17 protein-coding genes are annotated in these 21718 nt (G+C 64.2%); 11 read left to right on the top strand and 6 right to left on the bottom strand.

Annotated elements, in window-relative coordinates; genetic code table 11:
* Positions 1-107 precede the first annotated feature (107 nt).
* Positions 108-857, top strand: coding sequence for a pseudouridine synthase (locus AC04SI_RS02810; RefSeq protein WP_404280156.1), 750 nt, complete (start codon positions 108-110; stop codon positions 855-857).
* Positions 858-886: 29 nt separating this feature from the next.
* Here AC04SI_RS02810 and AC04SI_RS02805 read toward each other — a convergent pair whose 3' ends face one another.
* Together AC04SI_RS02805 and AC04SI_RS02800 are read right to left on the bottom strand one after the other, a co-directional pair.
* On the bottom strand, positions 887-1468 hold the full coding sequence (locus tag AC04SI_RS02805) for a histidine phosphatase family protein (RefSeq protein ID WP_404280154.1): 582 nt from the start codon (positions 1466-1468) through the stop codon (positions 887-889).
* A gap of 111 nt (positions 1469-1579) precedes the next feature.
* Positions 1580-2911 carry a dicarboxylate/amino acid:cation symporter gene (locus AC04SI_RS02800; RefSeq protein ID WP_040582399.1) on the bottom strand — a complete coding sequence of 444 codons (1332 nt, stop codon included), beginning with the start codon at positions 2909-2911 and terminating at the stop codon, positions 1580-1582.
* A 233-nt stretch (positions 2912-3144) separates the two neighbouring features.
* Here AC04SI_RS02800 and AC04SI_RS02795 point away from each other — a divergent pair, with 233 nt between their 5' ends.
* The 3 genes from AC04SI_RS02795 (at position 3145) to AC04SI_RS02785 (ending at position 6874) form a co-directional block, all read left to right on the top strand.
* Positions 3145-5016, top strand: coding sequence for a sensor histidine kinase (locus tag AC04SI_RS02795; RefSeq protein ID WP_404280152.1), 1872 nt, complete (start codon positions 3145-3147; stop codon positions 5014-5016).
* Positions 5013-6368 carry a sigma-54-dependent transcriptional regulator gene (locus tag AC04SI_RS02790; protein WP_404280150.1) on the top strand — a complete coding sequence of 452 codons (1356 nt, stop codon included), beginning with the start codon at positions 5013-5015 and terminating at the stop codon, positions 6366-6368. Before AC04SI_RS02795 ends, AC04SI_RS02790 begins: the two co-directional genes overlap by 4 nt.
* A 161-nt stretch (positions 6369-6529) precedes the next feature.
* Positions 6530-6874: a hypothetical protein gene (locus AC04SI_RS02785; RefSeq protein WP_120018428.1), complete on the top strand. Its 345-nt coding sequence runs from the start codon at positions 6530-6532 to the stop codon at positions 6872-6874.
* 28 nt (positions 6875-6902) lie between these two features.
* Here the strand turns inward: AC04SI_RS02785 and ggt are convergent, their stop codons facing one another.
* The 3 genes from ggt to AC04SI_RS02770 form a co-directional block, all read right to left on the bottom strand.
* Positions 6903-8642 (bottom strand): gamma-glutamyltransferase, encoded by a 1740-nt coding sequence (ggt, locus tag AC04SI_RS02780; RefSeq protein WP_404280148.1) that lies wholly within the window; start codon positions 8640-8642, stop codon positions 6903-6905.
* Between the two features lie 351 nt (positions 8643-8993).
* A complete protein-coding gene (rhaI, locus tag AC04SI_RS02775) occupies positions 8994-10286 on the bottom strand; it encodes an L-rhamnose catabolism isomerase (protein ID WP_404280146.1) in 1293 nt (430 codons plus the stop codon).
* 167 nt (positions 10287-10453) lie between these two features.
* On the bottom strand, positions 10454-12556 hold the full coding sequence (locus AC04SI_RS02770) for a bifunctional rhamnulose-1-phosphate aldolase/short-chain dehydrogenase (protein ID WP_488473879.1): 2103 nt from the start codon (positions 12554-12556) through the stop codon (positions 10454-10456).
* A gap of 187 nt (positions 12557-12743) precedes the next feature.
* Between AC04SI_RS02770 and AC04SI_RS02765 the strand changes: the two genes are divergently transcribed.
* The 7 genes from AC04SI_RS02765 (at position 12744) to AC04SI_RS02735 (ending at position 19891) form a co-directional block, all read left to right on the top strand.
* Positions 12744-13547 (top strand): DeoR/GlpR family DNA-binding transcription regulator, encoded by an 804-nt coding sequence (locus AC04SI_RS02765; protein ID WP_488473878.1) that lies wholly within the window; start codon positions 12744-12746, stop codon positions 13545-13547.
* 55 nt (positions 13548-13602) lie between these two features.
* Positions 13603-14598 (top strand): rhamnose ABC transporter substrate-binding protein, encoded by a 996-nt coding sequence (gene rhaS / locus AC04SI_RS02760; protein ID WP_488473877.1) that lies wholly within the window; start codon positions 13603-13605, stop codon positions 14596-14598.
* Positions 14599-14681: 83 nt separating this feature from the next.
* Positions 14682-16241, top strand: coding sequence for a sugar ABC transporter ATP-binding protein (locus AC04SI_RS02755; protein ID WP_488473876.1), 1560 nt, complete (start codon positions 14682-14684; stop codon positions 16239-16241).
* Positions 16238-17215, top strand: coding sequence for an ABC transporter permease (locus AC04SI_RS02750; RefSeq protein WP_404280135.1), 978 nt, complete (start codon positions 16238-16240; stop codon positions 17213-17215). The genes AC04SI_RS02755 and AC04SI_RS02750 overlap by 4 nt, the downstream gene beginning before the upstream one ends.
* Complete coding sequence (locus tag AC04SI_RS02745) at positions 17212-18213, top strand: ABC transporter permease (protein WP_404280132.1); 1002 nt, start codon at positions 17212-17214, stop codon at positions 18211-18213. Before AC04SI_RS02750 ends, AC04SI_RS02745 begins: the two co-directional genes overlap by 4 nt.
* A complete protein-coding gene (rhaM, locus tag AC04SI_RS02740; protein ID WP_404280130.1) occupies positions 18213-18527 on the top strand; it encodes an L-rhamnose mutarotase in 315 nt (104 codons plus the stop codon). The genes AC04SI_RS02745 and rhaM overlap by 1 nt, the downstream gene beginning before the upstream one ends.
* Positions 18524-19891: an FGGY-family carbohydrate kinase gene (locus AC04SI_RS02735; protein WP_488473875.1), complete on the top strand. Its 1368-nt coding sequence runs from the start codon at positions 18524-18526 to the stop codon at positions 19889-19891. The genes rhaM and AC04SI_RS02735 overlap by 4 nt, the downstream gene beginning before the upstream one ends.
* Here AC04SI_RS02735 and AC04SI_RS02730 read toward each other — a convergent pair whose 3' ends face one another.
* Entirely contained in the window at positions 19892-21718 is a 1827-nt protein-coding gene (locus tag AC04SI_RS02730) for an alanine racemase (RefSeq protein ID WP_404280126.1), read from the bottom strand.

Raw genomic sequence — 21718 nt, 5'->3', positions numbered from 1 at the left:
CAACGTGGAATCGCGCGGGGCTCTCGCGGTATGCCCCGGGCGGGTTGCGCGACGATCGCCGCGCATGGCATCTGTCGCTGACCACCGGGAAGAACACCCACTAACGCATGACACGGCCGCCCAACATCGCCCGCCGACCACCTCCCGCCGGGGTCAGCCTTTGCCGCGCGCTGTCGAAGCTTGGGCTGTGCTCGCGCAAGCAGGCCGAGGCGCTGGTTGCCGAGGGGCGGGTGCGGGTCGGCGGCAAGGTGGTGCGCAACGGATCGCTGCGCGTCGATCCCGGCCGAGACCGCATCACCGTCGACGGTGAGCGCGTCGTTGCCGAGCGCAAGGTCTATCTGATGGTCAACAAGCCGCGCGGCCTGCTCACCACCCGGGACGACCCGCAGGATCGAGGTACGGTCTATGACTGCCTGGTTGGGCTCGACCTGCCCTTCGTGTCGCCGGTCGGCCGCCTCGACAAGGCGAGCGAAGGCCTTCTGTTGATGACCAACGACACGCATTGGGGAAATGGCCTGCTCGATCCCGCCTCGCATGTCGCCAAGACCTATCACGTGCAGATCGGCACGCCGCCCGACGAGGCTATGCTGGCGCGGTTTCGCGATGGTGTGGTCGTCGACGGCGAGCTGTTGACGGCCCGCTCGATCGAGATGCTGCGCAGCGGCGGCCGCACGGCATGGCTGGAAATCGTGCTCGACGAGGGCCGCAACCGCCAGATCCGCAGGCTGCTTGGCGCCTTCGATGTCGAGGTGTTGCGGCTGGTAAGGGTGGCGATCGGGTCCTTGCAGCTTGGCGATCTCGCCAAAGGCAAGGCGCGGCACATCACTCCCGAGGAACGGGCGATGCTAGCGAACTGAGCTACGGGTACGCGGCTGCCGTCAGCCTGCTACTTCTGGTTCCACCTGCGGATAACCGGTTCGGTAAGGTCGTGCTCGTAACCGAGGGTGCTGAGGCTCGCGGTGTCCAGCACCAGCAAGGCGCCGTCCTGCGGCGGCAGGCCGAGCCAGCGCGCCGCAAGCACCCTCAGGAAATGCGCGCTCGAAAACACCAGCACGTTGCCGCCGACCGCTCGCAACCCGCTGACGATCCGGTCGGCCCTGGCGCCGACATCCGCCGCCATCTCGCCGCCCGGACAGCCGTCGCGAAACACATTCCAACCGGGGCGCGCGGCAAGGATTTGTTTGGTGGTCAGCCCCTCATAGGCGCCGTAGTCCCATTCCTGCAGATCGTCTTTCTTGACGCAGGCCGCGCCGAAGCCGGCGAGCGTGCAGGTGTTGTAGGCCCGCTGAGAAGGGCTCGACCAGATTGCCTGGAACGACGCGCCCTTGAGGCGCTCCGCCACACCACGTGCAGCAGCCTCGCCGGCAGCCGTCAGCGGGATGTCTGTGCGGCCTGTGTGCTTGCCCGATGCGCTCCATTCCGTCTCGCCGTGGCGAACCAGGTAGATTTCGGGAAACGCGCTGCTCATTCACGGGCCTTTCGCCATGGCGGGTTGAGATCAACCTATGCGCCGGCCGGTGAAAAGAACAGGCCGCAGCCGGTGACCGGCTGCGGCCTGCACAGGCGAAAGCCTGAAGGATCAGGCGGGCTGCAGGCCCGGCAGCGAGAGATCGGCCTCTTCCGGAAGATCGCCTGCCATCGCGGCAGCGAACTTGGTCTGGTCGAGCTCGCCTTCCCAGCGCGCCACGACGATCGTCGCCACCGCGTTGCCGACGAAGTTGGTCAATGCCCTGCACTCCGACATGAAACGGTCGACGCCGAGGATCAGCGCCATGCCGGCGACCGGCACCGACGGCACGACCGAAAGCGTCGCCGCCAGCGTGATGAAGCCGGCGCCGGTGATGCCGGCGGCACCCTTGGAGCTCAGCATCGCAACCAACAGCAGCAGGATCTGGTCGCCGAAGGTGAGCGGCGTGTCGGTCGCCTGGGCGATGAACAGGGCGGCCAGCGTCATGTAGATGTTGGTGCCGTCGAGGTTGAAGGAATAGCCGGTCGGGACGACCAGGCCGACCACCGAGCGGTTGCAGCCGGCGCGCTCCATCTTGGCCATCAGGCCGGGAAGGGCCGCTTCCGAGGACGAGGTGCCGAGAACGAGCAGCAGCTCTTCCTTGATGTAGCGGATCAGCGCCAGGATCGAGAAGCCGTTGTAGCGGGCGACGGCGCCGAGCACCACAATCACGAAGAGGAAAGCGGTCAGGTAGAAGGTGCCGATCAGCATGGCGAGGTTGGCGATCGAGGCGATGCCGTATTTGCCGACGGTGAAGGCCATGGCGCCGAAAGCGCCGATGGGTGCGGCCTTCATCAGGATGGCGACCAGGCGGAAGATCGGCGTGGTCAGCGCCTGCAGGAAATCGACCACCGGGCGGCCGCGATCACCGACCAAGGCGAGAGAAACGCCGAACAGCACCGAGAAGAACAGCACCTGCAGAATATCGCCCTGGGCGAAGGCGCCGGTGATGGTGTCGGGGATGATGTTCATCAGGAAGCCGACGATGGTCGTGTCATGCGCCTTCTCGGTGAAGGTCGTCACCTTGGTGGCATCGAGTGTCGCCGGATTGATGTGCATGCCGGCACCGGGCTGGACGACATTGGAGACGACGAGGCCGACGACGAGCGCCAGCGTCGAGAAGAACAGGAAATAGATCATCGCCTTGCCGGCGACTCGGCCGACCTTCTGCAGGTCGGAAACGCCGGCGATGCCGGTTGCGACCGTCAGGAAGATGACCGGCGCGATCACCATCTTGACCAGCTTGATGAAGGCGTCGCCGAGCGGCTTCAGCGACGCGCCTAATTCGGGATAGAAATGGCCGAGCAGGATGCCGGCGGCGATGGCGGTAAGCACCTGCACGTAAAGATGCCGGTAAAAGGGAACTTTGCCGCGCGGTTCGGCGGCAGCGAATGCTGTCTGCATGACGTCCTCCATTGTGCCCCGATCGAACCCTCGACCTCCCGGGGCGTTGACCTCCAACAGCCTCGCGGCTGCTGCGAATGAGAGTGCAACAGGCGTGCCAGTTTCTGCTTGTGAGCTCTTCCTATTGATTTTGTTGAACATTTTTTGTTCGATCGATGCATTGCCATATCGCGACGTGCGGCCATCCGCATAAGTCAAATTGTGCTTTGTGCGAAATCATGCACAGATAGGCCATGCTGCAACGCCCCGCCGCTGCCCCAGCTCAAGTCCTGTCTTCGACGCCCGAGCAACTCGGCAAGCGGGCGCGCCGGGCCTGGCTGTTGTTCGCAGCTGCGGCGCTCGCAATCGCCGCGGCGGCACTTTACGGCGCCGGCCTCTATGGCCGCAGCACCGAAATCCGGGCACTGGCGGCGCAAGGGCGCACCGACGCCAATCTGAAGGTCGCGCTGCTGCGCGCGGTGCTGGAGAACCCGCGCGCGCTGCCTCTGCTTCTGTCGGAGGACCAGCAGGTGCGTGACGCGCTGACTGAGCGCAACCCGGTGGCAATCGACGTTTTGAACCGCAAGCTCGAAGGGCTGGTCTCCGGCACCAAGGCCTCGGTGCTCTACGTCACCGGCATAGACGGCCTGGCCATCGCCTCCAGCAACTGGCGTGAGCCGACAAGCTTCGTTGGCAACGACTATGGTTTTCGCGCCTATTTTTCCGTCGCGATGCAGACCGGCACCGCGGAATACTTCGCGCTCGGCAATGTCAGCAAGCGTCCGGGCCTTTACATTTCACGCCGCGTCGGCAGCGCCGCGGCACCGCTCGGCGTCGTCGTCGTCAAGATGGAATTCGACCAGCTCGAGGCCGACTGGCACGAGGCCAACCGCCCGGCCTATGTCAGCGATGATCATGGCGTCGTGCTGATCACCAGCGTACCCTCCTGGCGCTTCATGACGACGGCACCGCTTGGCCAACCCGTGCTTGGCGAAATCCGCAACAGCCAGCAGTTCGGCGACGCGCCGCTGGTGCCGCTGCCGATCAATCGGCCGCAAGCCTTGAGCGCCGACGTCGCGCTCGTCCATGCGATCACGCCAGGCGGCAGCGAAGCCGAATATCTCAGGCTCTCTACGCCGATCGCCTCGACGCCGTGGCGACTCGACTATCTCGTTCCGGCGGAGGCGCCGATTGCTGCAGCTCAGCGTGAAATGCGGCTTCTGGCGCTTGGCGTCATCGGTCCACTCATTGGCCTTGCCGCCTATCTTTTGTGGCGCCGGCAGTCGGCGCAGATGCGCATCGCCGCCGAACAAGCGGCGCGCACCGAACTCGAACGCCGCGTCGTCGAGCGCACCGAGGATCTGAGCCGTGCCCGCGACCGGCTGCAGGCCGAGATCACGGGCCATCGCAGTACGGAAGCCAAGCTGCAGGTGGTGCAGCAGGAGTTGGTGCAGGCGAACCGGTTGGCCATCCTCGGCCAGGTCGCCGCCGGCGTCGCGCACGAGATCAACCAGCCGGTTGCCACGATCCGCGCCTATGCCGACAATGCCCGCGTCTTCCTCGACAGGAAGCAGACCGTACCGGCCGAAGAGAATCTCGGCGCCATCGCCGCACTTACGGAACGCATCGGCACCATCACCGAGGAATTGAAAGCCTTTGCCCGCAAGGGCCGCACCGCGGCCGAGCCGGTCGAACTCAAGGGTGTCATCGAGGGCGCGGTGGTGCTGCTTCGAAGCCGCTTTGCCGGTCGGCTCGACGCGCTTGATATCACGCCGCCACCACCGGGCCTCAAGGTGAAGGGCAACCGGATTCGGCTTGAACAGGTGCTGATCAACCTGTTCCAGAATGCGCTGGAAGCGCTTGACGGCCGCGAGAACGCCAGGGTCGAGGTGTCGGCCGAGGAGACGGCTGACGGCGTGACCGTCAATGTGTCGGACAACGGGCCGGGCATTCCGCCCGAAATCCTCAAGTCGCTGTTCACGCCGTTCAACACGTCGAAGGAAAAAGGCCTCGGGCTCGGGCTCGTCATTTCGAAGGACATCGTCGCCGACTATGGCGGACGCATCGAGGTTGCAAGCGACGACCGCGGCACCCGTTTCACCATCCATCTTGCGAAAGCAGCATGACGAGCAACGATCCCGCACCGGTCGTCCTGATCGATGACGACATCGATCTGCTGAAGGCCACAAGGCAGACGCTGGAGCTGGCCGGGTTTTCGGTGTCGGCCTTTTCCTCGGCGGCCAAGGCTCTGGCCGGGCTCGATGCCGGCTTTGCCGGTGTCGTGGTGTCAGACATCAGGATGCCGGAGATCGACGGCCTGCAGCTTTTCGACCGCATCCTGGAGTTGGACCCGGACATTCCGGTGATCCTGATCACCGGGCACGGCGACATCGCCATGGCCGTCAAGGCGATCAGGGACGGCGTCTACGACTTCATCACCAAGCCTTTTGCCGCCGACAAGCTAGCGCAAAGTGTGTGGCGCGCGGCGGAAAAGCGCCGCCTGGTGATGGAGAACCGGGCCTTGCGCGAGGCGGCCGAGCAGGCGCAGGACGGCCTGCCGCTGATCGGCCAGACGCCGGCGATGGAAAGGCTGCGCCGCACGCTCAGGCAAATCGCCGACACCGATGTCGACGTGCTGGTGACCGGCGAAACCGGTTCCGGCAAGGAGGTGGTCGCGAGCCTCTTGCACAGCTGGAGCCGGCGCGCCAAGGGCAATTTCGTGGCGCTGAATTGCGGCACACTGCCGGAAACCGTGATCGAGAGCGAATTGTTCGGCCACGAGGCCGGCGCCTTCACCGGCGCGCAGAAGAAGCGGATCGGCCGCATCGAGCATGCCAGCGGCGGCACGCTGTTCCTCGACGAGATCGAAAGCATGCCGCCGTCGACGCAGGTGCAGATGCTGAGGGTGCTGGAAATGCGCGAGGTGACGCCGCTCGGCACCAACGAGGTGCGGCCGGTCGACCTGCGCGTCGTTGCGGCCGCCAAGGTCGATCTCGGCGATCCCAGCCAGCGCGGCGCCTTTCGCGAGGACCTCTATTACCGGCTCAACGTGGTGACGATCTCGATCCCGCCGCTGCGCGAGCGCCGCGACGACATTCTTCTCCTGTTCGGCTATTTCGCCGAGCGCGCCGCCACCCGTTTCCGGCGTTCGGTGCCGGCCGTGCCGGCCGCCGTCCAGCGCCATCTCAGGGAGCATGACTGGCCGGGCAATGTACGGGAACTGGCGCATTTTGCTGAGCGCTTCGTGCTCGGGTTGGAAGAAGGAGGCGAAGCACGGGCCGCCGCGCCGGTGGAGCTGGATGACGCCATGCCGTTGCCGGAGCGGCTGGAGCGCTACGAGGCCGACATCATCCGCGAGACGCTTGGCCGCAATGACGGCGACGTCAGGCGCACGATCGAGGCGCTGGGGATTCCGCGCAAGACCTTCTACGACAAGCTGCAGCGGCACGGCATCGTGCGCAGCGATTTCTCCAAATAGATCAAGCCTGTGGAACCAGATCGCCGATCTGGCCGTTGAGCTTGGCCGGCAAACCGTGGCACGTTGGCACCAGAGGGCGGCGAACATATCGCCGCGGGTGGCGTTGCCGGTTGCGCTCGGCAAGCGTTGATGGTTTGTTGCCGCTCAGCGGAGAACGAGTGATGCGCGAATCCATCGGTCAAGACGAATACGGCTCGGCCAACCCCTTCGATCCGGACGACCTGCCGAATCTGAACACGATCGGACCGGCAATGGGCAGCGGCAACGATTTCGAGAAATATGCCGTCGCCGTCATCATCGTGTTCGGCGCCCTGATCATCGGTGGGCTGATGGCCGCTTCGATGACCTTCGGGCACCGCAACGGCTTCCTGTTCGCGCTTGGCGGCGCCACCTCGGCCTGGATATCGGGCAATGCGCTGCTGCTCGACCGGCCGCGAATTTATGCCCTGTTCGTCGGCATCGCGGCCGTGCTGCTGATTGCGTCGACGATTACGCTGGTCGCCTGACCTGAATCTCAACGCACCCTAGACGAGTCTAATACCCAAGCGCCTCGCCGGATGCGGCGCGGCTGTCGATGGCGCCATTGTAGCGGGCGCCGCCGCCTTTCTCGATCTCCGCCAGGCTCTTGCCGCCGACCAGTATGCCGGCAGCCTGGCCCCAAGTCGTATCGCCGAGATCGAGATGATAGCCCATGCCGGCAAGCAGTTTCTCGGTGTCGGGCGACAGTCCGAACGGTTCGACATAGACCGTGTCGGGCAGCCACTGATGATGGATGCGTGGCGCGTCGATGGCCTCCTGGATGTTCATGCCGTGGTCGATGACATTGACGATCGCTTCCAGCGTAATGGTGATGATGCGCGAGCCGCCGGGACTGCCGATGACCATGAACGGCTTGCCGTCCTTGGCCACCACGGTCGGGCTCATCGAGGATAGCGGCGTCTTCTTCGGCTGGATGGCATTGGCCTCGCCCTGGACGAGCCCATAGAGATTAGGCACGCCCGGCTTCTGGGTGAAATCGTCCATCTCGTTGTTGAGCAGGATGCCGGTGCCGTCGGCGACGACGCCGGCGCCGAACAAGCCGTTGAGCGTATAGGTCACCGCCACCGCATTGCCGTCATTGTCGATGATCGAATAGTGCGTGGTTTCCTTGCTCTCGCCAAAGCCCTTCGGCATCAGATCCTGCGAGACGCCGGCCCGGAACGGATCGATCTTGTCGCGGATGTCCTTGGCGTAGCCCTTGTCGAGCAGCTTCGAGACCGGATTGTCGACGAAATCCGGGTCGCCCAGCGCCGAGTTCCTATCGACATAGGCGTAACGCATGGCCTCGACCATGGCATGGACCGTCTCGGCCGAACCGGCGCCGAGATAGGACAGCGGGTAGCCTTCCAGCACGTTGAGGATCTCGCAGATGATGACGCCGCCCGAACTCGGCGGCGGCGAGGAAATGATCTCGTAGCCGCGATAGTTGCAGGTCACCGGCTTCAGCTCGCGCAGCGCGTACTGCTCGAAATCCGGCTTGGCCAGAATGCCGCCCTTGGCGCTGCTTGCCTTGACGATGGCGTCGGCGATGGCGCCCTTATAGAAGGCGTCAGGCCCCTTCTCGGAGATCGCAGACAGCGAGGCGGCGAGGTCCGGCTGCACCAGCCGCTCACCAATGCCATAGGGCTTGCCGTCCGGTTTCAGGAAGATGGCGGCCGCAGCCGGATCCTTCGCCAGCCGGTCTGCGTAGCGGGCAAAAAAGCCGGCATCGCCCTGATCGAGGACGAACCCGTCCTTGGCGTAGGCAATCGCCGGCGCCATCAGATCCTGCCTGGACAACGTGCCATATTTCTCGCGCGCAGCCTCGAAGCCGGCGACCGAGCCTGGCACGCCGACCGCAAGATAGCCGTCGAGGCTGGCGCCCTTCACCGGCTTACCATCCTTGTCGAGATACATGGTCTTGGTCGCGGCCAGCGGCGCGCGTTCGCGGAAATCGAGGAAGGTCGACTTGCCGTCCTTGAAGCGGATGGTCATGAAGCCGCCGCCGCCGATATTGCCGGCGTTCGGGTACACCACGGCCAGCGCATAGCCGACGGCGACCGCGGCATCGACGGCGTTGCCGCCTTTCTTCAGCACCTCGACGCCGACTTCCGAGGCCAGGTGCTGTGCGGTCACCACCATGCCGTGTTCGCCCTTGGCTGGGGCAGGCGAGGCCGCAAAGGCTGAGGTCAGCGGTGCTAAGGCGAAAGTGAAGGAGAGACTGACGGCGATCAGCGTCCGGCGGGTGAAGTGCATGGCGGGCTCCGGGCGTGGGGTGCGCCTAGAAGAGCCGCTTGGGGCGGGAGAGTCTACTGACAATGACGGCGGACACGGGTTGGTGATCGTTCACCTGACTCTCTTCTCCGTGGGGAATACCCATCCAGTGTGGGCGCCCCCCCTCATCGCCCTGCCGGGCACTTCTTCCCGAAGGACGCTTTCCTCGACGATTTCGCCAATCGCCAACGTTGCAAAGGGCGCGCCACAGCGGCGACTAGCGGGCTTCTCCCCGTTTACGGGGAGAAGGTGCCGGCAGGTGGATGAGGGGCAGCGCGGACCTCGACAATTATCCGAGACCTGTCTGAAGCAGTTGCCTGCCTTAGATCAGCCTCAGACAATCCCGCCGCTTCCGCCGACGACCGCCGGCCGCTCCGCCGCGACCCTGGCGCGATAGCCGGCAGCACGGTAGGCGGCCACCGGATCGATGGCGCCACCGGTCTTCAACCGTGCCATGGCCAGGATCGGCTCGACATCGGTGCGGTAAGCCGTTTTTAGCGTCTGCGTCGCCATCAAAGCGTCATTGGCGTCCTGGAAGACTTCCAGCGCCTTGCGGTCGACCAGCAGCGCCTGGGCATAGGCGCGCTGTACCTCGACGGCCGACAGCATCAGGCTTTCGATCGGGTCGGTGACGTTGTGGCTCTGGTCGAGCATGTGGGCCGGATGAAAACCTTCAGCACCGGAAAGCTCGGCATCGACCAGTTCGTTGAAGACCAGGAACAACCGGTAGGGATCGATCGAACCGGCGTCGAGGTCGTCATCGCCATATTTGGAATCGTTGAAGTGGAAGCCGCCGAGTTTCTTGAACTGGATCAGCCGCGACACGATCATCTCGATGTTGACGTTGGGCGCATGATGGCCGAGGTCGACCAGGCAGAACGCCTTGTCGCCTAGCTCCTTGGCGATCATGTAGTTGGTGCCCCAGTCCTGCACGACCGTCGAGTAGAAGGCCGGCTCGTACATCTTGTGCTCGGTGAACAGTTTCCAGTCGTCCGGCAGGCCGGCATAGATGTCCTTCATGGCTTCGAGATAGCGCTCGAAGGCCCTGGCGAAATTGACCTGGCCGGGGAAGTTCGAGCCGTCGCCGATCCACACCGTCAGCGCCTTCGAGCCCAGCGTCCTGCCGATCTCGATGCATTCGAGATTGTGCTCGACCGCCTGGCGGCGCGTGCCGGCATCGGCGTGCGACAATGAACCGAATTTGTAGGAGAGCTTCTGGTCCCTGGCATCGGAGAAGGTGTTGGAGTTCATGGCGTCGAAGCCGAGGCCGAAGCGGGAGGCCGCCTGCTTCAGCCGGTTCGGATCAGCCTTGTCCCAAGGGATGTGCAGCGAAACGGTCGGCGTTGCCTGCGTGAGCTGGCGGATGACGGCGCAGTCCTCGATCTTGTCGAAGATGTCGCGCGGCTCGCCGGCGCCGGGAAAGCGGGCAAAGCGGGTGCCGCCGGTGCCGACGCCCCAGGACGGGATCGCCACCGCGAATTTTTCCACCTTGTCGCGGATGGCGTCGATAGCGATGCCGTGCCGGTCGAGGCGCTCGCCGAGTGATTGATAGTCGCGCTCAAGGTTGGCCTTACGCGCGGCATTGTCCTTGTCGACGATTTCGGCGGAGATGATGGTTTCGGACACGGTGGTTCCTCCCATATGTGTTCGGTCGGCGCTGCCCCTCATCCGCCTGCCGGCATCTTCTCCCCGCATAGTGACGGGGAGAAGGGAAGCGCTCCGGCGTCGGCGACCCCTCTCCCCGTCCTTACGGGGAGAGGGTAAGGGTGAGGGGCGGCGCCGCCTTCAAACTATTATCGCGTAAAGCTCTGCGCGTTGCCCGCGTCGACATTGATGATGTTGCCGGTCGATTTGGCCGACATGTCGGAGGCGAAGAAATAGATCGCTTCGGCGATGTCCTCTGGAAACACCGAGCGCTTCAGCATCGAGCGCGAGCGGTAGTGCTCTTCCAGATCGTCGGTCGACATCTTGTAGGCGGCGGCGCGCTGTTCCTTCCACTCGCCGGTCCAGATCTTCGAGCCGCGCAACACGGCGTCCGGATTGACGACATTGACCCTGATCTGCGCCTCAGCGCCCTCCAGCGCCAGGCAGCGCGCCAGATGGATCTCGGCCGCCTTGGCGGTGCAATAGGCGGCGGCGTTGGGCGACGCGGCGAGACCGTTCTTGGAAGCGACGAAGATGACGTTGCCGCCGATCTTCTGGGCCCGGAACAGCCGGAAGGCTTCGCGCGAGACGAGGAAATAGCCTGTGGACAGGATGTCCATGTTCTTGTTCCACAGCGCCAGCGTCGTGTCCTCGATCGGCGCCGAGGACGCCAGGCCGGCATTTGACACCAGAATGTCGATGCCGCCGAATTCGACCGAAGTCTCGGCAAAACCGGAAACGACCTGGTCCTCCGATGTGACGTTGATCAGCACCGGGCGCACGAAATCCTTGCCGTAGGCCTTGGCCAGCTCGTCGTTGGCGCTGGCGAGTGCCGTCTCGTCGATATCGGCCAGCACCACGCAGGCACCTTCGCGCAGCAGGCGGTTGGCGGTGGCGCGGCCGATGCCGCCGGCGCCGCCGGTGACCAAAGCGATCTGGCCGGCCAGCGCCTTCGGCTTCGGCATGCGCAGCAGTTTCAGGTCCTCGAGCAGCCAGTATTCGATGTCGAAAGCTTCCTGTGCTGGCAGGCCCACATAGGACGAGACGGTCGAGGCGCCGCGCATGACGTTGATGGCGTTGACGTAGAATTCGCCGGAAATGCGGGCGGTCGCCTTGTCGCCGGCGAAGGTGAACATGCCGACGCCCGGCATCAGATAGACGACGGCGTTGGGATCGCGGATGGCGGGCGAGTCCGCATGCTTGCAGCTGTCGTAGTAGGCCTGGTAGCCAACACGATAGGCAGCAATGTCGTCGGCGAGGCGCGCGATGACGGCATCGACATCCGGCTTTGCCGGGTCGAACTCGACGACCAGCGGCCGGATCTTGGTGCGCAGGAAATGGTCCGGGCAGGACGTGCCAAGGGCGGCCAGCGGCCGCAAATCCCTGGAATTGACGAATTCGAGCACGGCGGCGGAATCGTCGAAATGGCCGAGCTTGTGGCTCTTCTCGGAAATCAGGCCGCGGATCCGCGGCATCAGTTTTGCGGCCACAGCGCGGCGCGCCTGCGCATCGAGCGATTTGACGACTTCACCGCCGAAGATCGCCACACCTTCCGACCGGCGCTCGAACCACTCCATTGCTTGGTTGATCACCGCGATTGTCGTCTCGTAGCATTCCTTTGGCGTATCGCCCCAGGTGAACAGGCCATGGCTCTCGAGAATGACGCCCTTGGCGGCCGGATGCTCGAGGCAGAACTTTTCCAGCCATAGGCCGAGTTCGAAGCCCGGCCGCTTCCACGGCAGCCAGCCGATGGCGTCACCGAAGATCTCTTTGGTCAGCGCCTTGGAATCCTTAGCCGCGGCAATGGCGATGATGGCGTCGGGATGCATATGATCGACGAAAGGCTTCGGCACGAAGGCGTGCAGCGGCGTGTCGATCGAGGCCGCGCGCGGATTGAGGTTGAAGGTGCAGTGCGGCAAGAAGCCGACCATCTCGTCCTCATGCGCGAGGCCGCGATAGAGGCCCTTCAGCGCGCGCAGCTTATCCATGTAGAGCGTGGCGAAACCGTCGAGCTTGATCGAGGCGCTGTCGCCGCCCGAGCCCTTGACCCACAGCACTTCCACGCTCTCGCCGGTCAGCGGGTCCTTCTGCCAGATCTTGGACGAGGTGTTGCCGCCGCCATAATTGGTGACGCGCTTGTCGAAACCGAGCGTGTTCGAGCGGTAGACGAGACGTTCCGGTTCGCTCATCGACGCTGCCTTGGCGTCATCCCACAGATTGGCAAGGCGCGAGCCGGAGCGCTTGTCGAGCATTTGAATATCCTCCCGTGAGACACGCGAACAGTGCGGTCGATCTTGGCCAAATGTCTACGGAAGCGGCGAGATTGTCAATCACAAACGATCAATATCGATCATATTGCACTGCACAATGAAAATATATGATTGGAAATGATTGACACTGCGCGTTTTGGGTGCCTAGATGCTCAGGCAGGGAGGAACCATGCACGAGAAAGAGCGCCACAGGATCATTCTGTCCGCCGTCCAGGAAAAACCTGTGGTGACGGTGCAGGAAATGGTCGACCTGACGGACTCGTCCGAGGCGACGATCCGGCGCGATATCGCGGCCCTGCATGTGCAAAAACGCCTGCGCCGGGTGCGCGGTGGCGCCGAGGCGATCTCGCCGCCGCAGTTCATCGGCCTTGCCGGCCGGCCCTTTTCCGTCAACGAGACGCTGAATGCCGCGCAGAAGCGGGCGATCGCCCGCGAAGCGGTCGAGCTCTGCAAGGACGGCGAGCCGATCATCATCAATGGCGGCACCACCACCTTCCAGATGGTGCATTTCCTGACCGGCCGCCGCATGCCGATCTTCACCAATTCCTTCCCGATCGCCGAACACCTGCTCAAGCATTCCAAGAACACGGTGATGCTGTCGGGCGGCACGATCTACCGCGAGCAGAACATCATCCTGTCGCCCTTCGACAATGACGTGACGCGCAATTTCTACGCGCGCCGCATGTTCATGGGCGCGCAGGGGCTGGGGCCGCTCGGCCTGATGGAAGGCGACCCGCTGCTGATCCAGGCCGAGCAGAAGCTGATCGACCAGGCCGACGAGCTGGTGGTGCTGGTCGACTCCTCGAAGTTCCGCATGCGCTCCAGCCTGATCCTGTGCGGCCTGACGCGCATCGCCACGGTGATAACCGACGACGGCATCGAGGACCGCGAAGCCAAGATGCTGGAGACCGCCGGGGTGACGCTGATCGTCGCCCGCAAACCGGCAAAGGAAGAATCTTCACTGCAGGCCTGAGACACCCTCACGCCCGCAGCGGCGATGGAATGCAACGCTCAAGGGAGGATATTCGATGAGCTTTCTGAAGAAATTGATGGTTACGGCGGCCTTTTCCGCCGCCATGTTCGTGAATGCCGCCTATGCCGAAAACGTCAAGATCGCGCTGGTGGTGAAGTCGCTCGGCAACGGCTTCTTCGATGCCGCCAACAAGGGCGCCGAGGAGGCGGCCAAGGAACTCGGCGATGTCGAGGTCATCTACACCGGCCCGACCAAGGCAACCGCCGAAGCGCAGATCGAAGTGGTCAATTCGCTGATCGCCCAGAAGGTCGACGCCATCGCGATTTCGGCCAACGACGCCGACGCGCTGGTTCCGGCGCTGAAGAAGGCGATGGAACGCGGCATCACCGTGATTTCGTGGGATTCGGGTGTCGCGCCCGAAGGCCGCCAGCTTCACCTCAACCCGTCCGATACCGGCCTGATCGGCGAGACCATCATCAAGCTCGCCGCCGACTATCTGCCGGAAGGCGGCGACGTCGCGATTCTCTCGGCATCCTCGACCGCGACCAACCAGAATGCCTGGATCGAAGCGGCCAAGAAAATCCTGCCGGAGAAGTTCCCCAAGATCAACCTCGTCGCCACCGTCTATGGCGATGACGACTCGGCCAAGAGCACCGACGAAGCCAAGGGCCTCTTGAAGTCCTACCCGAACCTCAAGGCGATCATCGCACCGACCACGGTCGGCGTCGTTGCCGCCGCCCAGGTGGTGACCGACGCAGGTCTCATCGGCAAGGTCAATGTCACTGGCCTGGCGCTCCCTTCCGAGTTCAAGAAGTTCATCGACAATGGCTCCAGCCAGGCGGTGGCGCTGTGGAACCCGATCGACCTCGGCTACTCGGCCATCTATCTCGCCCATGATCTGGCGGTGAAGAAGGAAGAAGCCAAGCCGGGTGCGACGCTGTCGATCGGCCGCGTCGGCAAGGTGACGCTCGACGACACCAACTCGGCTGCGATGGCTCCGCCCTTCCAGTTCGACAAGACCAACATCGAGAAGTTCTCCAAGATCTACTGATCCTGGCGCCTTCAAGCTGACGCGGCGGGGCTCACGCTCCGCCGCATCTTCAAACGGACCTTGAATCAGGGCCTGATACGGATATGGACACGACAGCCCAACACAAATTGGAGACGGAACGGCCCGGGCCCTCGGGCCCGTCCGAGCCCTCTGCCCCGCGCCTGACGCTTTCAGGCATCTCCAAGAGTTTTCCCGGCGTACGCGCGCTGCACGATGTCAGCCTGTCGCTCTATCCCGGACAGGTGACGGCGCTGATCGGCGAGAACGGCGCCGGCAAGTCGACGCTGGTCAAGATCATGACCGGCATCTACCAGCCCGACGCCGGCACCATCAGTATCGACGGCCAGGCCGTTACCTTGCACAGTGCGCATGCCGCCTTCGGCCATGGCATCACCGCCATTCATCAAGAAACGGTGCTGTTCGACGACCTTTCGGTTGCCGAAAACATCTTTCTCGGCCACGCGCCACGCACCCGCTTCGGCACCATCGACTGGCGCACCATGCGCAGCAATGCGCGCGAAGTGCTGGGCACGATGGGCGCCGGCCATATCGACGCCGACACGCGTCTGAAGGATCTCGGCATCGCCAATAAGCATCTGGTGGCGGTCGCGCGCGCCATGTCGATCGATGCACGGATCGTCATCATGGACGAGCCGACGGCGGCACTATCGATGAAGGAGATCGAGGAGCTTTTTCTGCTCATCGAGTTCCTCAAGAGCGAAGGCAAGGCCATTCTCTTCATCAGCCACAAGTTCGATGAGATCTACCGCATCGCCGACCGCTATACGGTGTTCCGCGATGGCGAGATGATCGGCGAAGGCCTGCTCAAGGACGCCGACCAGGGCCAGATCGTGCGCATGATGGTCGGCCGCAACGTCGACCACATCTTTCCGCAGCGCAAGGCAAGCATCGGCGCGCCGGTCCTATCCGTCGCCGGCCTGTCGCATCCGACCGAGTTCGACGACATCGGCTTCGAATTGCACAAGGGCGAGATATTAGGCTTCTACGGCCTTGTCGGCGCCGGGCGCAGCGAGGTGATGCAGGCGATATCGGGCATCACCCGCACCAGCAGGGGCACGATCACGCTCGAGGGAAAAGCCATTGCACCGAAATCGGCGGCTGACTCGATTGAGGCCGGCATCGTCTACGTGCCGGAAGAGCGCGGCAAGCAGGGCGTGGTGATCGGCCTGCCGATCTTCCAGAACGTATCGCTGCCTTCGCTGAAGCGCACGTCCAAATCCGGCATGCTTCGGCTGGCGGAAGAGTTCGCGCTGGCGCGCTCCTACACCGAGCGGCTCGATCTGCGCGCCTCCTCACTCAGCCAGGATGTTGGCACGCTGTCCGGCGGCAACCAGCAGAAGATCGTCATCGCCAAATGGCTGGCGACCGCGCCCAAGGTGATCATCCTCGACGAGCCGACCAAGGGCATCGACATCGGCTCCAAGGCCGCCGTGCACGGCTTCATGGCCGAGCTGGTGGCGCAGGGCCTGTCGGTGATCATGGTGTCGTCCGAGCTGCCGGAAATCCTCGGCATGTCCGACCGCGTCGTCGTCATGCGCGAAGGTCGCATCGCGGCGGTGCACGACAATAAGGGGCTCGACGCCGAGACGCTGGTGAGGACAGCAGCGGGGATCGCGGCATGAAGAATTTTCTCAAATACCGCGAGATCTGGCTGCTTGCGGCCATCGCCGTGCTGATCGGCCTGATTTCGACCCGCTTCCCCGGCTTTGCAGATCCGGCCAATTTGCGCCAGGTGTTCAACGACACCTCGATCCTGATGATCCTGGCGCTCGGCCAAATGGTGGTGATCCTGACCCGCTCGATCGATCTGTCGATGGCGTCCAATCTCTGCTTCACCGGCATGGTGGTGGCGATGCTCAACGCCGCGCATCCGGCAATCCCGATCCCGCTGCTGATCGTCATCGCCCTTCTCGTCGGACTGGTGCTCGGCGCCATCAACGGCTTGCTGGTGTGGCGGCTGAACATCCCTTCGATCGTGGTGACATTAGGCACGCTCACCATCTATCGCGGCGCGACCTTCGTCATATCCGGCGGCGCCTGGGTCAATGCCGACCAGATGAGCGCCGATTTCATCAATTTTCAGCGCGCGGCCTTTCTCGGCATTCCAGTGCTGTCATGGATCGCGCTTCTGGTGATCGCGCTGTTCTTCCTGGTGATGACGCGCACCGCGCTCGGCCGCTCGATCTATGCCATCGGCGTCAATCCGACCGCGTCGGTCTATGCCGGAATCGATGTCGGCCGGACAAAATTCATCGTCTTCTGCATCTCCGGCATGATCGGTGGGCTTGCCGGCTATCTGTGGATCTCGCGTTACGTCATAGCCTCGGTCGAGGTCGCCAACGGCTATGAGCTCAACATCATCGCGGCCTGCGTCATCGGCGGCATCTCGATCGCCGGCGGCATCGGCTCGGTCGGCGGCGCGGTGCTCGGCGCGCTGTTCCTCGGCATCATCTCCAACGCGCTACCGGTCATCAACATCTCGCCCTTCTGGCAGATGGCGATCTCGGGCAGCGCCATTATCCTGGCCGTCGTGCTCAATGCGCGCGGCGAACGCCGGCAGGGCCGCATCATCCTCAGAAAGGCGGAAGCAGCATGACCGACACCCCTGCCCCGCGCCATATACCAGACCGGCTGGACAAGCCGCTCTCTTCGGCGATCTTCTCCTGGGAGGCGCTGCTGGTCGTCGTCGCGGTCGCGATCTTTACCGTCAACAGCTTTGCCTCGCCCTATTTCCTCGACCCGTGGTCGCTGTCGGACCTGACCTTCAACTTCACCGAAAAGGCGCTGATCGCGCTCGCCATGGCGCTGCTGATCATTTCCGGCGAAATCGACCTGTCGGTGGCCGCCATCATCGCGCTGGCGTCAACGATGATGGGCATGGCGGTGCAGGCCGGCGCCGGCACGCCGGTGCTTGTCCTGATCGGCATCGCGGTCGGGCTCGGCTGCGGCGCCTTCAACGGGCTCTTGGTGACCCGGCTCGGCTTGCCCTCCATCGTCGTCACCATCGGCACGATGAGCCTGTTTCGCGGCATCGCCTTCATCGTGCTCGGCGACCAGGCCTACAAAGGCTATCCGGCGAGCTTCGCCTTCTTCGGCCAGGGCTATGTCTGGTGGGTGGTGTCGTTCGAGCTGGCGCTGTTCCTGGTGGCGGCCGTCATCTACTGGTTCGTGCTGCACCGGACGAGCTTTGGCCGGCGTGTCTTTGCCATCGGCAACAATCCGGTGGCGGCGCAGTTCTCCGGCGTGCGCGTCGACCGCATCAAGTTCATCCTGTTCTGCCTGACCGGGCTGATGTCGGGCATCGCCGCGGTGCTGATCACCTCGCGTCTCGGCTCGACCCGACCGTCGATCGCGCAAGGCTACGAGCTGGAGGCCATCACCATGGTGGTGCTCGGTGGCGTCAGCATCCTCGGCGGCGCCGGCAGCATTTTGGGCGTCGTGCTTGCCGCCTTCATCATGGGGCTGGTGACCTTCGGCCTTGGCCTGCTCAACGTGCCGGGCATCGTCATGTCGATCTTCATCGGGCTGCTGCTGATCATCGTGATTGCACTTCCGATCGTCTGGCGGCGGCTGCGCGGGGGGCGCTTCGCCTGATGGAGAAATACGCCTTCAAGATGAAGCTCAACCCCGGCATGAAGGCCGAGTACAAGCGCCGCCATGACGAGATCTGGCCGTCGCTGGTGGCGCTGCTGAAACAGGCCGGGGTGTCCGACTATTCGATCCATCTCGACGAGGAGACCAACATCCTGTTCGGCGTGCTGTGGCGGCGCGACGATCACGGCATGGCCGGCCTGCCCGGTCATCCGGTGATGCAGCGCTGGTGGGCGCACATGGCAGAAGTCATGGAAACCAAGGCCGACAACGAGCCGGTGGCGGTGCCGCTGGAAACCATGTTCCATATGGCATGATCCGCCACGTCGCCGTCATCGATATCGGCAAGACCAACGCCAAGGTGGCGCTGGTCGATCTCACGACCGTGCGCGAGGTGACGCTGCGCCGCGTTGCCAATGCTGCCTCCACAGATGGACCCTACCCGCATCACGACGTCGAACGCCTCTGGGCATTCGTCATCGATAGCCTTTCCGCGATCCATCGCGAGCAACGCATCGACGCCATATCGATCACCACGCATGGAGCGACGGCGGTTCTGGTCGACGCTAAAGGCGGCCTGGCGCTGCCAGTGCTCGACTATGAGTTCGCAGGGCCCGACGATTTAGCCCAGGACTATGATGCGATCCGCCCGGCCTTTGCCGAGACGGGCACGCCGCGCCTGCCGGCAGGTCTCAACATCGGTGCGCAGCTGTTCTGGCAGCGGAGGCATTTTCCGACCGATTTTGCCAGGACAGCCGCGATCCTGATGTACCCGCAATACTGGGCCTTGCGGCTGACCGGCGTTGCCGCCAACGAGGTGACATCGCTCGGCTGCCACACCGATCTGTGGGACCCGTGGCAGCCCAATTTCTCGTCGCTGGTCGACCGGATGGGCTGGCGCCGGCTCATGGCGCCGGTGCGGCCGGCGAAGGACCGTTTGGGGCCGATCCTACCCGCGCTTGCCCGCCAGACCGGGCTCGACCCGCAAACGCCGGTGTTTTGCGGGCTGCACGATTCCAATGCCTCGCTGCTGCCGCATCTCATCGCCGATCGGCCGCCCTTCTCCGTCGTCTCGACGGGCACCTGGGTGGTGTCGATGGCAGTCGGCGGCAACAAGGTGGCGCTCGATGCGGCGCGTGACACGCTGGTCAATGTCAACGCGCTCGGCAATCCCGTTCCGTCAGCGCGCTTCATGGGCGGACGTGAGTTTTCGCTTCTGACCGACGGCAAGCCGCAGGATTGGAGCGACGCCGATGTCGCCGCCGTACTGGCACGCGGGACATTGCTGCTGCCTTCGACCCAGCAAGGCTCGGGGCCCTATCCGCATCACGCCGCACGTTGGCTTCCGGCCGAGGACGTCACCGACGGCCAGCGCTTCGTCGCTATCTCGTTCTATCTGGCGCTGATGACGGCGACTTGTCTGGGCCTGATCGGCGGCGATGGCCCGGCGATCGTCGAGGGCCCCTTCGCCCGCAACCGGCTGTTCACCCGCATGCTCGCGGCCGCGACGGCGCGGCCAGTCATCGCCTCGGAAGCCGCGACCGGCACCAGCATCGGCGCCGCCCTTTTGGCGACCGATCGCGGCGCGATCGGAAGCAAGGGCGAAACAACGAAACCGCCTGATGATCTCGCATGGGCCGACTATGCGCGCGCATGGCGAGCAGCGGTCGACGCGAGCTGATCAGAGAATCCGCTTGCCGAAGGCCGACATGACGAAGTTGATCGTTTCGGTCGCCAGCCTTGGCTCCAGTTCGGCCGTCAGCCCGGACACATCCATCGACAGCAGCCCGCCGGACAGCGCGATCGTCTCCATCGCCTGATGCGTCTCGCGCACGGTGATGCCGCCGGAACCCGCCGCCCAGCCTGCGAATTCGGTCACCGTTGGCGCGTAACTGACGTGAAAACCTTGCGTGCCGGAAGCGGCGATGTGGATGGCCTCGCGCATGACGTCGCGCATACCCATGGCATCGACATCGGCCATGGTGAAGGCGGAAACGCGCGAATCGTTCAGCACCCGCGCCTCGGCCGGATCGGCGTGGCGCAGGCCGACAATGACGACGTTTTCCGGCGACAGCTGCGGCTGCAAAGCGCCCGGCTTGTGGTCAAGGCCGAGCGCTCGCGCCAGCACGGAGACCTCCGGCAGGTCGATGCCTTCCTCGTCTTCAGGCATCAGCGCGGCGATGGAATCGATCCAGATAAGGCCGAAGGAATGCGTGGCGCGCGCCGTCGCCGCCAGCGCCTTGTGGGCATTGCGACGATCGGCGCCGACGGTCAGCCTGATCAGGCCGGATGGCGGCCGCTCGACATCGGCCAGTTCGACGACGTCGAAATTCATCGCCTCCAGCCGGGCGCCGGTCGCCTCGCGCGCCACGATGCCGGCCGCCGCCGGCTCGGCCGAGATCGACACCATCTTGCGACCGGAATAGTCCTCGACATCGTGCATTGGGGCCTTTTCGACATATTCCGAAGTCATCGCCATCAGCATGGCGCCGTAGCTCATGTGGAAGGCGACGCGGTCGCCGACGGCGGGCGGCGGATCGGCATCGGCCACGTCGAGCAGCAGATGGTCGCTGGAGGCGCCGAGCACGCGCATGCCCTTGGTGATCGGCACCAGCCCCTCGACTAGCACGTCCTCGCGGCCGATATTGGCGATGGCGCGCAGCCTGTCGCCCTCGTCGGAGAAGACCGGCTGGTTGCCGAAGGCATCATAGCCGGACTGGCCGATCGGCCGCGACGGCTTCAGCTTGACCTCGATGATGTCGCTGGTCAGCCGGCAGGCATCGGGTTCGAGCTCGTCCCAGGGCGTGTCGCGGAAGGTTTCGACGCCGCCTTGCAGGATCGCTTCGCCGACCCTGAGATTGTTGATGCCGGCTGGCAGCCGTCCCTCGAGCAGCAGCGGCAGCGACGAGGAGGCGCCGCCCGAGATCCAGTCGAGGCTTTTGCCGGACAGGCGCTCGGTCTTGTAGGCGTGGGCGACGAGCTGGCCGAGGTTCTCTTCCGTCGGCATGATGGCACCGAAACAGCCGAGATTGGTGCCGATGCCGGCGATGCGCACGCCCTTCATTTCGAGGATCTGCTCGACCGTCGACACCAGATCGTTCGGCCAGATGCCTTCCCTGAGATCGCCGAGATCGATCATCAGCATGATGTCGTGGACGCGGCCCATGCGCTCGGCGATGCGGGCGATCTCGCGGATGATGGTGAGTTCGGATTGCAGGCTGATGTCGACGCTGCGCACCACCTCCTCGACGCGGGCGACCGGCGGGCTGCGCAGCAGCATGATCGGCCCATTGATGCCGCTGTCGCGCAGCCGGCGGATGTTCTCGAAGCGCGATTCGGCAATGCCGGTGACACCGCCGCGCAGCATGGCGCGCGCCACTTGCGGCATGCCGCAAGTGCCCTTGGTGACGCCGAAGACCTTGATGCCCGAGCGCGCGCAGCGCTCGACGATGGTGCGGGCGTTACGCTCGATGCGACCGAGATCTATGGCGACTTGCGGACCCGACAT

The organism is Mesorhizobium sp. CNPSo 4689, assembly GCF_057784325.1.
This window is presented reverse-complemented; position numbering and strand designations above follow the sequence as displayed.